Raw genomic sequence first — 13294 nt, forward strand, 5'->3', positions numbered from 1 at the left:
TTAGTTACAGAATAGTTAATTAAACCGCTTCGTATTAACGTTCCCAGTATGCTTCTTCTAGGCTATCTTCTCGCTCAGGAAGTCCGCGCGACAATCGTGGTGAATGTTGCACGAGAACTTCGTAGCTCGCACGGTTTGCGTATTTGCAGACTTGAGAAAAAGAAGAGTAAGTTAAATACTCGTTACTGTGCTTGCTTGAATTAGGCACATTTTCTTTATGGTATTTATTTGCTGCCATATCATGAAGAACAGCAGATAACGCGGCATCACCTGCGCCATTTGTATTCTTAATTTTTTCTGGACCACCCATATATGGCGAGATATGCGAGTACACTTTTATTGGCGTCTCGCATGAGTCTTTTTTCGCCGGACGACTAAATTCATAACGATTAAATTCAGCAATTGACCCTGGAAGTAATGGCAAAGAAGTTTCGCGCTTCGCGCTATCTTCCGTATACCCAGCCATAAATAGACCTACAGGACCCGCCGTGCACAATACTAGATCAGCCCACTCCAATGTTTTATCAGACGCAGCAAGTGGATCAGATTCCCCCGTCAGTGCTTCTGCTTCATCTTCATTCATCGCAACGACTGAAACGTTATCTCTAATGAATTCTTGCCAATATTTAGGGTCATCTTGAATAACAAACTTTGTGCCTAAAGTCAGAACAACAGGCACATCATTCTTTTTCGCGTACTCAATCGCTTTCATTGTTGCTTCCGGCATTGGGTCGCCGTCTTTGCAACGTACTAGATATGACGTCAGTACAAGTGCTGATGCATTTTTAAAGATTTTCTCTGGAATGCTATCAGGATGGAGTTGGTTCATTTGCCCTTCGCTGATAGCAAAAGTACGTTCACCGTCTTCTGTGATAAGAGCAAAACAACGGCCAATTGCACCATCTACACCTTGTAGGTAGTTCAAGTCCATGCGGCTTGATGTATTACAAAGATAACGGTAACCGTAGCTGCCAATCTTAATATCCTGGCTCATCACTCCAAGTAGTGTGGAGCGATCATCCGCTAGCACGGAGTAGTTATGTAGCGTGTTACCAATTGTACCGCCCGCATACTCATTGGTAATCAAGTTCTCTTCTTTCAGTTGCTGGTATAACTCTTCTGCTCTTTCGTCATCGATAACCAGAGAGTGACCTTTACTCAGACCGTACTTTTCAATCACATCCGTTGTAACTTTTGCTTCAATATCAACCAAGGTTTGGTCAATACCAATGATGTGAGTGCGCGTCATCTTCTTGCTTTCTTGTGCTTGGCTCACCAGCGGGTCACGAGCATGAACAGGAAAATAGTGCTTCGATTTGCGTTGTCCAGGAAATTTCATATTGTCAGTCTGAGTAAGGGGATGAAAAGGAGAGCGGATTCTATACCGCTAATAATAAAGCAGCAATAAAAGCGATTATAGCAAACGTTTGCTGACTACTTTTTTCTTTTAGGTGGCTTATTCACCTTCCATAAAGCTGAGATCTGGTAGTTGCTCAAGGTGCTCGCTATAACGCTTTAGGTTGAACTCACCTTCATTCTTCATCACATCAAAAATCTCAATTGACATCGCACATGCCATCATCGCAACCGCATCTTCACGTGGTGTGCCAGTCATCATTAAACGCATAAGGGTTTCTTTTACTTTAAGCGGGTTGCCATCTTCGAGCTGATTTTCAACAATTTCAATCAACTCACTTTCTTGCATAAATTGGTTTTCTTCTGTCATTTGGTGTTTCCTCTTGGATTTTGGCCAACTATGCCATATATACCTCTTCTATACTTGCGAAATTACTCGTTCGAATCTTTGTTGAAGAAAAATCCAGCGAAACGAATTGTGATTTCGATCTCGGATCTGTCACCGGTCTGTGGATTCTGATAGAATCTGCATCCCGTTTATTTAAGTGGTGTTTAGTAATGTCTGATAACAGCCAAAAGAAAGTCATCGTCGGTATGTCCGGCGGCGTTGATTCATCTGTTTCCGCGTATCTTCTAAAGCAGCAAGGCTACCAAGTAGAAGGCCTTTTCATGAAGAACTGGGAAGAAGATGACAACGAAGAATATTGTACAGCGGCAGAAGATCTTGCTGACGCTCAGGCAGTATGTGACAAGCTAGGCATCCACCTACACACTATCAACTTTGCTGCCGAATACTGGGATAACGTATTTGAGTACTTCCTTGCTGAATACAAAGCTGGCCGTACTCCGAACCCTGACATTCTTTGTAACAAAGAAATCAAGTTCAAAGCATTCCTAGAATTCGCTGATGAAGTACTTGATGCTGATTACATTGCAATGGGCCACTATGTGCGTCGCTCTTTCCCAGAAAACGGTGAAAAACCACAGATGCTACGTGGTCTAGATGGCAACAAAGATCAAAGCTACTTCCTGTACACATTAAGCAACGAGCAAATTGCGCGTAGCCTATTCCCTGTTGGTGACCTAGAGAAACCAGAAGTACGCCGCATTGCGGAAGAACAAGACCTAATTACTGCTAAGAAGAAAGATTCAACTGGTATTTGTTTCATCGGTGAACGCAAGTTTACGGAATTCCTAGGTCGCTACCTTCCAGCTCAGCCTGGTAATATCGAGACTCCAGAAGGCGAAGTGATTGGTCAACACCAAGGCCTGATGTACCACACACTTGGTCAGCGTAAAGGTCTACACATCGGTGGCCGTAAAGGCGGCGGTGGTAACGAGGACCCCTGGTTCGTTGGTGAGAAAGATCTAGAACGTAACGTTTTGATTGCTGTTCAAGGTAAAGACCATCCAATGTTGAAATCAGAAGGTCTACTTGCATCACAACTTCATTGGGTAGATCGTGAGCCAATTCGCGATGTTATGAAGTGCACAGTGAAAACTCGTTACCGTCAGGAAGATATTCCTTGTACAATCATCCCTATCGATGATGAAAACATTAAAGTTATCTTTGACGAGCCACAAATTGCTGTAACTCCAGGTCAATCAGCAGTGTTCTACAAAGGTGACGTGTGCCTAGGTGGCGGCATCATCGAGCAACGCATTAAATATTCTCAAGCTTAGGAGTCGTTACGTGGCGAATACACTTTATGACCGTACTATCGCTTTCGCTGGGATTTGCCAAGCTGTTGCTTTAGTTCAACAGGTAGCGAGAAACGGACATTGTGATCAAGATGCTTTTGAAACATCAATCAACGCTATTTTGAGCACGAACCCTGCTAACACAGTTGGCGTATTCGGTCGCGAAGCCGATCTAAAGCTCGGCCTAGAATGCTTGGTTAAAGGGATTGATAGCACACCATCAGGCAGTGAAATTACTCGTTACATTATTAGTTTAATGGCGTTAGAGCGTAAGTTAAGCTCTCGTAACGATGCTATGTCTCAGCTTGGTGATCGTATTCAAATGGCCAAGCGTCAGTCAGAGCACTTTGAGCTACTAGACGATCAAATGATCAGCAATTTAGCGAGCATCTATCTGGATGTCGTTAGCCCTATTGGCCCACGCATTCAAGTAACGGGCACGCCATCTGTACTGCAGCAGACGGCAAGCCAACACAAAGTTCGTGCGCTGTTGTTATCTGGCATTCGTAGTGCAGTTCTTTGGCGTCAAGTTGGTGGTAAGCGTCGCCACCTAATCTTCGGGCGCAAGAAGATGGTAGAGCAAGCACAAATCCTTCTTGCTCGTCTGTAGTAAAATATCAAATAAGCAGCTCGCGTTTATCGCGAGCTCATTTTTTTCGACTAAAACAAATCTCGCGCAAACGTTTGCGCAATATTCGTGACAATTGCCACAGTTATTGGTATAAAGCTCACGAAATTTAGAAACCCAATTCAGGAGAACATCATGGAACTGTCAGCATTGACTGCTGTTTCACCAGTAGACGGCCGTTACGGAAGCAAGACAATTGCGTTACGCGAAATTTTCAGTGAATACGGTCTACTAAAGTACCGTACTATCGTTGAAATCCGCTGGCTACAAAAGCTTGCTGCTACTGCTGAAATTGCAGAAGTGCCAGCGTTTAGCGCAGAAGCAAACCAATTCCTAGACGACCTTGCTGCAAACTTCTCTGAAGAAGATGCACGCCGTATCAAAGAGATCGAGCGTACAACTAACCACGACGTAAAAGCGGTTGAGTACTTCCTAAAAGAGAAAGTAGCAGACGTTCCTGAACTGCACGCAGTAAACGAGTTCTTCCACTTCGCATGTACTTCTGAAGACATCAACAACACATCACACGCTCTAATGCTTAAAGAAGCGCGTGAGAACGTGATTCTTCCAGAAATCCGTAACCTAATCGACGCTATCAAAGCACTAGCAGTGGAATACCGCGACATTCCTCTTCTATCTCGTACACACGGTCAGCCTGCTTCTCCATCTACTATGGGTAAAGAAATGGCAAACGTGGCGTACCGTATGGAGCGTCAATTCAAGCAAATCGAAAACGTTGAGATCCTAGCGAAAATCAACGGTGCAGTAGGTAACTACAACGCACACCTTTCTGCTTACCCAGAGCTAGATTGGCACAAGTTCTCTGAAGAGTTCATCACAGAGTCTCTAGGCGTAACTTGGAACCCTTACACAACTCAAATCGAACCGCACGATTACATCGCTGAGCTGTTCGACGCTATCGCTCGTTTCAACACTATCCTGATTGACTTCGACCGTGACGTTTGGGGTTACATTGCACTAGGCCACTTCAAGCAAAAAACTATTGCTGGTGAGATCGGTTCTTCAACAATGCCTCACAAAGTTAACCCAATCGACTTTGAAAACTCAGAAGGTAACCTAGGTCTTGCGAACGCTGTATTCGGCCACCTAGCACAGAAACTGCCTATCTCTCGTTGGCAACGTGACCTAACTGACTCAACGGTTCTACGTAACCTTGGTGTTGGTGTTGGCTACGCTATCATCGCTTACACTTCGACACTTAAAGGCATCAGCAAGCTAGAAGTAAACCGTGCAGCGCTTCTTGCTGAACTAGACAAGAACTGGGAAGTACTAGCTGAGCCAGTACAAACCGTTATGCGTCGTTACGGCATCGAGAAGCCATACGAGAAGCTGAAAGAGCTAACTCGTGGTAAGCGTGTAGACGGCGAAGCAATGCGTAACTTCATCGACGGTCTTGAGCTTCCTGAGCACGAGAAAGCACGTCTGAAAGAGATGACACCAGCGAACTATATCGGTCAAGCAATCGAGCTGACAGATAAGCTGTAATACTCCTGTAACGACCAGATACTTAAAAGGTTGACGCGAAAGCGTCAACCTTTTTTAGTTAGGAGAGTTAGGTCGGGAGAAAATAATTTTAGTTATATGGAATGGATTATTAATTGAAGATCAGCCCCATTTGTTATGGCTGCTTTTGGAAGAACAAGGTTATTGTTCCTACTTCCACACCAAACTTTTTTATTTTCGTTAGATTGAAAACGTGTCTGTCATCCTGACGATAAAGCCAATCATCAAAAGCAACCGTCACTGATGAATCCTCCATTTGTAGCTCAAAGTCATATTGCCACTGTAGCGCATTGCCCTGCTCTTCCCCTGTTGCTACACCTATAATATCGTCTGCCTTGCCTTCATAACGACCGTCTTCTAATCTAGTGATAACCCAAACTCGCTGGTCCACCTCTCCGTCATCAAACACGAAGTCTTCCACCAGCGTCAGCGTATCACCCGCTACAGTACCCGCTATATCGACCTCAAAGCGACGCGTTTGCTGTCCGGTATAATCTTGCACCATCCCCCACGCCTTTATGTCGCCTTCGAAATAACCGAATACGTCAAAAGTCGGTGTAGAAGAGCGGTAATTATCAATGTCTGCGGAACATGCCGAAAGAAAAACAGCTGCCACTAAAGTCGCTGCTTTAAAAATTCGTTTAAACACTATCTAACCTGCCCTATCAATTGTTTTCGGAGTTTCGGAAATTCTGTGTTGGGTGATAACCATATAGCCAAAAATGCATCGTTCATTCGTTCGTCTTCAATGATGCCAACGTTCTTTACTTGCACGTCCCCAACCTGCTTATAAAAAAGCTGACCAGATTTTCCATCTGTTAGATAAGTAAGCTCGTCACCTTTTTGAATATCAGGAAACATACGATCGAGCTCGCTGATCCAAGTTTTTCGATATGAGTCAGTAAAACCCAGTTTCGCCCACTGCTCATCCGTCACATCAAGCAGCTGTTGCTTACTGATGTCTCTCTTGTAATTAATTTCCAATGCAAGGGGATGTGGCGATACGTCATCGCTTACGATGAACTTTCCATCAGGCGCTTTTAATCTTGAGTGATAAATATCGAAGATGAACCAAGTAAGTTGGGCTTCTCCAACAGTTTTCCATCCCTTCCAATTCGCAATGTTGCTAGCAGCTTCGCTGTTTCCAACGGGTTGAGCTTGCAGAGCAAAAGAACCAGTTACTATTACCAACGCAAGCAACCTAGTCAGTCTCTGAGTTAAGTCTCTCTTCAAGCTTTTCATTTCCGTACACCTTGAGTATCAAGAGCATCATGACGCACCATTCGACAAACAACATTGCCAGTGTAGCGCCAGTGCTAAATCCAAATTCAACGGCTTGGAGCTTATAGCCAGCAAAGTAGCTCGCTGTTCCTCCGATACCGCCTACTATTGATACGTAGGTTTTTGGGAAACGGTACAAAATTGACTTGAGTTGATAGGCATACCAGGCGAACAGAATCCAAAGGCACAAAAGCCAAAGGGGTAACCATTGAGTGGCAAACATGAAAATTGAAAATTGCTGATTTAATGTATCAAGCACGAGACCAATCGTGGCGATAACACCAATACTTTTGAGCGAAGATGCGTCAGTTTTCAAACAATATAGTAGGGTTGCCAAAGTAAGGAATAACGTCACCCATTGCCATTGATAGGTTCCAAGCACCGCTGCAAACCAGCAGAGTTGGAACCATGTCGAAGCAAGAAACACCTTCATAACGAACTACGGGCGTTGAAACGTCATGTGAACGGCACTGATCGTGCGAGCCAAAAAGCCACCTTCACAGTAGCTCAAATAGTAGCGCCACATACGCACAAAGCGGTCGTCGTAGCCAAACAAGCGCACTTCATTCTCTGCTCGATTAAAACGTAAGTGCCATTCGTTCAGCGTCTTGGCGTAGTCCAAACCAATATCGAACAAGTCTCGCGTCACTAAGTCACTGTATTTTGTTGTGGCTTGGGTTAGTGAGGTTACCGACGGTAAAAAACCACCCGGGAAAATGTACTTTTGGATAAAGTCGACGTTTTTACTGTAGTAATCGTAACGCTGATCGGCAATCGTAATCGCTTGAATCGCCATCAAGCCACCGGACTTTAATAAAGACTCACAGACCTTAATGTACGAAGGCAGGAATTGTTTGCCCACAGCTTCAATCATTTCAATAGAAACGAGCTTGTCATAAGTGCCGGTTAGGTTTCGGTAATCTTCTTTGAGTAGAGTGATTTTGTCTTCTAAGCCACGCTCTTTGATTTTTTGCTCCGCGTACGCGTGTTGCTCTTCAGATATCGTTGTTGTGGTGACCTGACAACCGTATTGTTCTGCCATGTAAATCGCCATAGCGCCCCACCCAGTGCCAATTTCAACAACATGATCAGTGGGCTTCAGCTCAAGTTGCTGACATAGACGATCCATTTTGTTGATTTGAGCCTGCTCTAGAGAGTCATCCGCATGATTGTAAAGCGCCGACGAGTACAGCATATTGGTGTCAAGGAACGCTTCGTATAGGTTGTTACCCAAGTCGTAATGCGCATGGATATTTTTACGTGAGTTCTCTTCAGAGTTTCTGTTTGACCAATGGCTGAACTTGTACAGTATTTTAGTCAACCAACTGCCTTGCTCTTCGAGTTTATCTAGAGCACGCATGTTAAGGGCCATCAGTTTCATTAATGAGGTTAAATCGGGGCTATCCCACCACCCATCCATATAAGCCTCACCAGCAGCAATACTGCCGCCCTGCAAGATCCGTGAATAAAAGCCTGGATGTTTTACCTCTATAGTAGCGACAACAGGTTGACCACTGTCCTCCCTTTTTGGCGCACTAAAACGCTCGCTTCGCTCTGTCGTTTCCGTCTTAAAACTTTCAATAACTGTTAAGCAGCCGATTTCCATTTTTTGCAGACATTGAAAAATAACTCCGCGAGCCGCTTTTTGCGTTGTCGTCAATTTACGCGGCAATGTCATAGAACTAGTATTTAACATGCAGAATTCTCCTTGTGCTTTTTATTTTTTTTGTCTGTTTTTTCAGTATCGGCTTCTATTTCTTCATGCGTTGAATATTTAGGATGAGAATAAAAAGGTGCGCCTTTCACCCAAAGTTTTAATGCGTGCCAATAAATACCAACCATTACTTTTACCGTTTGTATTGGTGTAACGATCAAACACCTCAATAAGGTTTTGCTTGAAAGTGGCTTGGCTTTCATAACCATGGTGGCATCAAAGTGTTTCTCTCCTTTGTGACATTCAAGATGAATATTCAACTTGTCTGTCAAAGGTTTAATTCTCCAGCGGTAGAGTTGGTCAATCGGGTTGAATGGTGAAACATGGAATGCTTTAACTTGTTCCCAACCAAACTTTTCTTCTTCTTTATCTGCTGACACCACGTAGTAATGTCGTTCATTCCAAGGAGTGTTACTCACCTCTGCGAGGAGATACTTCCATTCTCCTTCCGTGTTATAAACGTAGTAGAAATTAACGGGACTGAAATAAAGCCCTAGATAACGCAAGTGACAGACTGCGATTACCTTGCCGGTACAGCGAACACCTGTCAGTTCTTCAATTTTGCTGTGCACTGCCGACTTGACGCTGCCTTCACCAATGTAATCACTGCGCTTGAAGCGAGCCCAATGCCACCAACGCGAACCAAAACCCCATACTTTTTTCTCTAAAGCATCGAGCTCGTCTACATCGATGGCGGGCATAAATAAAGAGTAGTTCAACTCATGATTCACAGGCGTGAATCGACGGTGACGAACGTTGCCTATAAACAATCGGCTGTTCATTTGGCTATCCATATCACGCTGCGCCTTTTTCGAAAGGAACCACATTTTGTTCGCGATACTTTTCTTCTAGCCCTTTAACTACGTCAATCGCGCTACGCACACCATCTTCATGGAAACCGTTGTACCAATAAGCGCCGCAGAACCATGTGCTCTGTTTACCTTGAACTTCGTCTTTGCGCTGCTGCGCTGCTATCGACTCCGTAGTAAACACAGGATGATGATAAGTGAACGAGCGCAAAATTTTATTTGGGTTGATTTGATTGGTGCTGTTCAACGTTACGCAAAATGTATGTTCTGATTGAACGTGCTGAAGGATGTTCATATTGTAAGTAAGCGAAGGAAGACGTTGCTGCTCATCCTCACTGCCTTCCAATAGGTAGTTCCAAGATGCCCACGCCGCCTTGCGTTTTGGCAATAGACCGGTATCGGTATGAAGAACAACCTCATTAGCTTGGTACGTCATATCCCCCAATATTTCCTGCTCAATTGGGCTGATATCCTCTAGCGTTCTCATTGCTTGATCACTGTGACAAGCAAAGATAACGTCATCAAACCAATGTGTTTCTCCGCGAACTTGAACGCCAACCCCTTTTTCGTTGCGAACCACTTTTTCGACAGGACTATTAAGACGAATATTCTCGACAAAGCCTTTAGTCAATGGTGGAATGTATGAACGTGAACCACCTTTAATCACATACCATTGTGGTCGGTTAGTCACATCTAGCAGACCGTGGTTGAGGAAGAAACGTAAGAAGAACATAAGAGGGAATGCGCGCATGTCAGCCAAAGTCGACGACCAAATCGCAGCGCCCATCGGTAATATGTAGTTATCGGTAAAGAAAGCACTGAATTTGTGTTCGTCAAGGAACTCACCTAACGTCTGAGAGTGCGTGGACTGCTCGCTAGCGAAGCGCTTGGCAAGTTTATTGAAACGAAGTATCTCGAAGATAAATCGATAAAATTTAGGGTTTGCCCAGTTACGTTTTTGAGCAAACAATGTCGACACTGTGTGGCCGTTGTACTCTAGTCCGTTCCCATCATTTCTGACACTGAAGCTCATTTGAGTCGGCAGACCTTCAACGCCAATCTCGCTCATCATTTTAATGAAATTAGGGTACGTACGGTCGTTATAGACGATGAACCCAGTGTCTATCGCGTATTCTCTACCATCAAGGCTCACATCAACGGTTGCAGTATGGCCACCGATGTAATCGTTCGCTTCAAAAAGCGTTACCTCATGTTCTTTATGCAAGTAATAACCACAAGTAAGGCCAGAGATTCCCGTTCCCACAATCGCTATCTTCTTTCTTCCTGCTGTTTTCATTTTTATTCCTTCTTATGATACGAGTTTAGCAGTTAGGCGAGCTTGCCAACTGTATGGAAGTAACGAGATAAAACGTAAAATACTGGTAAATCTCGCTGGGAAATAGATATAGGTCTTGTTGGCGGCTAACTGCTTCCTGATAGAGTCCGACGCTTGCTGAGTAGAAATGATCATTGGCATTTCGAAGTCGTTTTTGTCAGTCAACGGCGTTTCAACAAAACCAGGAAACACCGTTACCACTTTGATCCCTTTCTTTTTCAAGTCGACGGCGAGCGTGCGTGCAAAATAACTGACTGCCGCTTTGGATGCGCCGTAAGCTTCTGCACGAGGCAGTGCCACTTCTGATGCGATAGAGCCAACAATAACAATGCGGTGCCCTCTCTCTAAATGTACTTGGCAGCCTTCAACGCAGTTGGCAACACCGACAACATTTACGTTCATCACACGCGCCATGAGTTTCGCGTCGACCACTCCCTCATCCATGTACTCACAATCGCCTGCGTTAAAAACCCATGTGTTTGGCGTAAAGGGCAAATTAGAGAGCGCCTGCTGAGTTTCCTCATAATTTGTCACATCAAACTGCAATGTATGAATTTTGGAAGAAACTGCCTCCAGTTCTGCAAGAACATCTTGATTCCGACCACAAGCAATCACATTCCATTCTGAGGTCGCGTAATCTAGGGCAAGCTGTCTTCCTATTCCGGAGGTGGCGCCTGTGATTAAAATGGTGTTGTTCATTGTCCTAACCTCTGCTTGATGGTTTTAACGACTGAACCAAGTAATGGTAAATGCTCATAGAGCATCTCTCCGAGATCAAAATAGTCTCGGTGATAAATGACCTGACCTTCGCTAAATTTGAGGTGCGAAACACCATTGACGAGAATAGGCGCACCCTTCTGAAGTTTGGGATGCTGAAGGTCCATTGTCCAAGTTAGGAAGCCTGTATCTCCAACTTGTTGATGCTCATGGATTACAAAATCACAACTGATGACGTTGGCATATAATGAGGTGAAATAATCCGAAAGTGCTGGCCATCCTTCTAAACGATGCGCTGCGTCCTCAAATACTACATCTTGGTGATATATATCCTTAAGCAGATGTAAGTTCGCTTTGTTGAGCTTTTGATAGATATTGCCAACAGACTGTATGTCCATTTTTTACTCCTACACGCCCATTAAGTTGTACAAAATTATTATACGTACAAGATAGTTCATTCCTCCAAAGTTGTACAAAAATAATTTTGTATAACTTTATTTCTGTAAGTAGTACGTGATGAAGTTCGCACGCGATCAATCGGCGAAAAAAAAGGCTTGGTCAAAACCAAGCCTTTTCAGCAGATTAACAATTATTTAAGTAGGAACAATTAGTATTGCTGGCCTCGCAACGCTGCAATACGTTTATCTAGCGGAGGGTGGCTCATTAGTAGCTCAGTCAGCGACTGCTTGCCATTGATACCAAACGCCATCATGGTGCCATCCAGTTGAGATTCATGACTCACCTTCAAACGCTCTAGAGCCGCAATCATTTTTTCTTTGCCAACGAGGCGCGCAGCACCTGCGTCCGCGTGGAATTCGCGATGACGGCTGTACCACATAGTCAAGAAGCTAGCTAGGAAACCAAATACCAGTTCAAGCACCATGGATACGCCAAAGTAAACCATCATATTTGTACCTTGGCCTTCTTCATCATCGTTCGATGCCACGATATTGGCAATAAAGCGTGATAGGAAGATAACAAACGTGTTCACGACACCTTGCATCAACGTCATCGTGACCATATCACCATTTGCAATATGGCTCACTTCGTGTGCAAGTACTGCCTCTGCCTCATCACGAGTCATATTGTGTAAAAGACCAGTAGAAACTGCGACAAGAGAGTCATCTCGTTTTGCACCTGTCGCAAATGCATTGATATCTGGTGAATCATAAATAGCCACCGTTGGCATACCAATACCCACTTGTTGAGCTTGACGACCCACAGTTTCGACTAACCAATGCTCCGTTTCGTTGCGCGGGCTTTCAATGACCATACCACCAACCGAGCGTAGCGCCATACCCTTTGACATCATCAACGAAATAAATGCGCCACCAAAACCAAATACAGCAGCCATTACAAGTAAACCTGACAGACTGCCTGGTTGCATTCCAGTTACAGCGTAAACAATATTCAGAACAACACTAAGCACTAGCACGACAGCTAGGTTAGTTGCTAGGAATAACATAATTCGCTTCATTACTTTTCTCCGAGGAAGCTTATCGTTTTTTTAAAACGGATTGTTATAAGGAACAAATGGTAATCGCTATAAAAGCCAATTCCGTTGATTTTCATGTTCCGTGCGTTATAGATATAGTCTATCCGCGATAAAAACAAGGTTAAGCAATAAATTGCAACATTTGTTTTCGGGACTGAAATATTTGATTCAAGCGATTTCAAAACATGCTTTGGTAGGAGCCGGAACCTCCGTTCATATACATTTATCAAAATGATAAAATAAGCTCTGAGCTACCCATCATCTATTGATAGATGATCTTGGTGTTAAATCTATCACCTCTTAGCAACTTAGCTAGAAATTTTTTAATAGACCAAAAACAGTACGTTAGCTCTGCTATAGACTTTGGTCTTATTGTGCGGCTACATGGACATGCTAAATTCGAATGAGATGAACAAAACAGAGCCACTCTAAGTACATTGCAAAAAGTGCATTGGGTGAGCTCAAAAACTCCATGTATTGAGGGAAAAACCATGGTAGAAACTAACGACTATCAGATGGCTATTGATTTACTGCGTTGTCACCTAGGCATCTCAGAGGACGAGGCAAAGCAACAACTTGGTATTTCAACCGATCATCATATGTCTCAGCGTGTTGCAGAAACACAACAAGCATTGATGGGGCTCAGCCAAGATAAGTAATCTGACTTTTTAGGTTACACCAACAAGAAAGGGCTGCATTGCGCAGCCCTTTGGTTTTTTAGTCTTTTACCCTA

At 43.9% G+C, this 13294-nt stretch carries 15 protein-coding genes; 4 read left to right on the forward strand and 11 right to left on the reverse strand.

Features of this window, described 5'->3' with window-relative positions; all coding sequences use genetic code 11:
- Positions 1-34: 34 nt before the first annotated feature.
- Together R7E00_RS13550 and R7E00_RS13555 are read right to left on the reverse strand one after the other, a co-directional pair.
- Positions 35-1339, reverse strand: a complete 1305-nt coding sequence (locus R7E00_RS13550; RefSeq protein ID WP_005378187.1) for an inosine/guanosine kinase — start codon at positions 1337-1339, stop codon at positions 35-37.
- 117 nt (positions 1340-1456) lie between these two features.
- Positions 1457-1726, reverse strand: coding sequence for a hypothetical protein (locus R7E00_RS13555; protein WP_005378190.1), 270 nt, complete (start codon positions 1724-1726; stop codon positions 1457-1459).
- 188 nt (positions 1727-1914) lie between these two features.
- Between R7E00_RS13555 and mnmA the strand changes: the two genes are divergently transcribed.
- The 3 genes from mnmA to purB all read left to right on the forward strand — a co-directional run bounded on the left by mnmA (position 1915) and on the right by purB (position 5191).
- Positions 1915-3039, forward strand: coding sequence for a tRNA 2-thiouridine(34) synthase MnmA (gene mnmA / locus R7E00_RS13560; RefSeq protein ID WP_005378192.1), 1125 nt, complete (start codon positions 1915-1917; stop codon positions 3037-3039).
- A gap of 10 nt (positions 3040-3049) precedes the next feature.
- Positions 3050-3667: a high frequency lysogenization protein HflD gene (gene hflD / locus R7E00_RS13565; RefSeq protein ID WP_005378194.1), complete on the forward strand. Its 618-nt coding sequence runs from the start codon at positions 3050-3052 to the stop codon at positions 3665-3667.
- 153 nt (positions 3668-3820) lie between these two features.
- Positions 3821-5191: an adenylosuccinate lyase gene (gene purB, locus R7E00_RS13570; protein ID WP_262606126.1), complete on the forward strand. Its 1371-nt coding sequence runs from the start codon at positions 3821-3823 to the stop codon at positions 5189-5191.
- A 133-nt stretch (positions 5192-5324) separates the two neighbouring features.
- Here purB and R7E00_RS13575 read toward each other — a convergent pair whose 3' ends face one another.
- The 9 genes from R7E00_RS13575 to htpX all read right to left on the reverse strand — a co-directional run bounded on the left by R7E00_RS13575 (position 5325) and on the right by htpX (position 12543).
- Positions 5325-5858: a DUF3833 domain-containing protein gene (locus R7E00_RS13575; protein ID WP_139832019.1), complete on the reverse strand. Its 534-nt coding sequence runs from the start codon at positions 5856-5858 to the stop codon at positions 5325-5327.
- A complete protein-coding gene (locus R7E00_RS13580) occupies positions 5858-6451 on the reverse strand; it encodes a chalcone isomerase family protein (RefSeq protein WP_138939996.1) in 594 nt (197 codons plus the stop codon). The genes R7E00_RS13575 and R7E00_RS13580 overlap by 1 nt, the downstream gene beginning before the upstream one ends.
- Entirely contained in the window at positions 6411-6923 is a 513-nt protein-coding gene (locus R7E00_RS13585) for a DUF2878 domain-containing protein (RefSeq protein ID WP_137281852.1), read from the reverse strand. Before R7E00_RS13585 ends, R7E00_RS13580 begins: the two co-directional genes overlap by 41 nt.
- Before the next feature lie 6 nt (positions 6924-6929).
- Positions 6930-8186: a cyclopropane-fatty-acyl-phospholipid synthase family protein gene (locus R7E00_RS13590; protein ID WP_262606127.1), complete on the reverse strand. Its 1257-nt coding sequence runs from the start codon at positions 8184-8186 to the stop codon at positions 6930-6932.
- On the reverse strand, positions 8180-8998 hold the full coding sequence (locus R7E00_RS13595) for a DUF1365 domain-containing protein (RefSeq protein ID WP_005378205.1): 819 nt from the start codon (positions 8996-8998) through the stop codon (positions 8180-8182). The genes R7E00_RS13590 and R7E00_RS13595 overlap by 7 nt, the downstream gene beginning before the upstream one ends.
- A 1-nt stretch (position 8999) precedes the next feature.
- The gene (locus R7E00_RS13600; RefSeq protein WP_262606128.1) at positions 9000-10310 is read right to left on the reverse strand and encodes an NAD(P)/FAD-dependent oxidoreductase; all 1311 of its coding nucleotides are present in this window, start codon (positions 10308-10310) and stop codon (positions 9000-9002) included.
- Between the two features lie 12 nt (positions 10311-10322).
- Entirely contained in the window at positions 10323-11048 is a 726-nt protein-coding gene (locus R7E00_RS13605) for an SDR family oxidoreductase (protein WP_054577961.1), read from the reverse strand.
- Positions 11045-11464 (reverse strand): nuclear transport factor 2 family protein, encoded by a 420-nt coding sequence (locus R7E00_RS13610; protein WP_005378211.1) that lies wholly within the window; start codon positions 11462-11464, stop codon positions 11045-11047. The genes R7E00_RS13605 and R7E00_RS13610 overlap by 4 nt, the downstream gene beginning before the upstream one ends.
- A gap of 209 nt (positions 11465-11673) precedes the next feature.
- Positions 11674-12543, reverse strand: coding sequence for a protease HtpX (gene htpX / locus R7E00_RS13615; protein ID WP_005388085.1), 870 nt, complete (start codon positions 12541-12543; stop codon positions 11674-11676).
- A 473-nt stretch (positions 12544-13016) separates the two neighbouring features.
- On the opposite strand from htpX, the gene R7E00_RS13620 reads away from it, so the two are divergent.
- A complete protein-coding gene (locus tag R7E00_RS13620) occupies positions 13017-13220 on the forward strand; it encodes a hypothetical protein (RefSeq protein WP_054575128.1) in 204 nt (67 codons plus the stop codon).
- Positions 13221-13294: the final 74 nt, after the last annotated feature.

The organism is Vibrio sp. Vb1755 (assembly GCF_033338635.1).
Taxonomy (GTDB): Bacteria; Pseudomonadota; Gammaproteobacteria; order Enterobacterales; family Vibrionaceae; genus Vibrio; species Vibrio alginolyticus.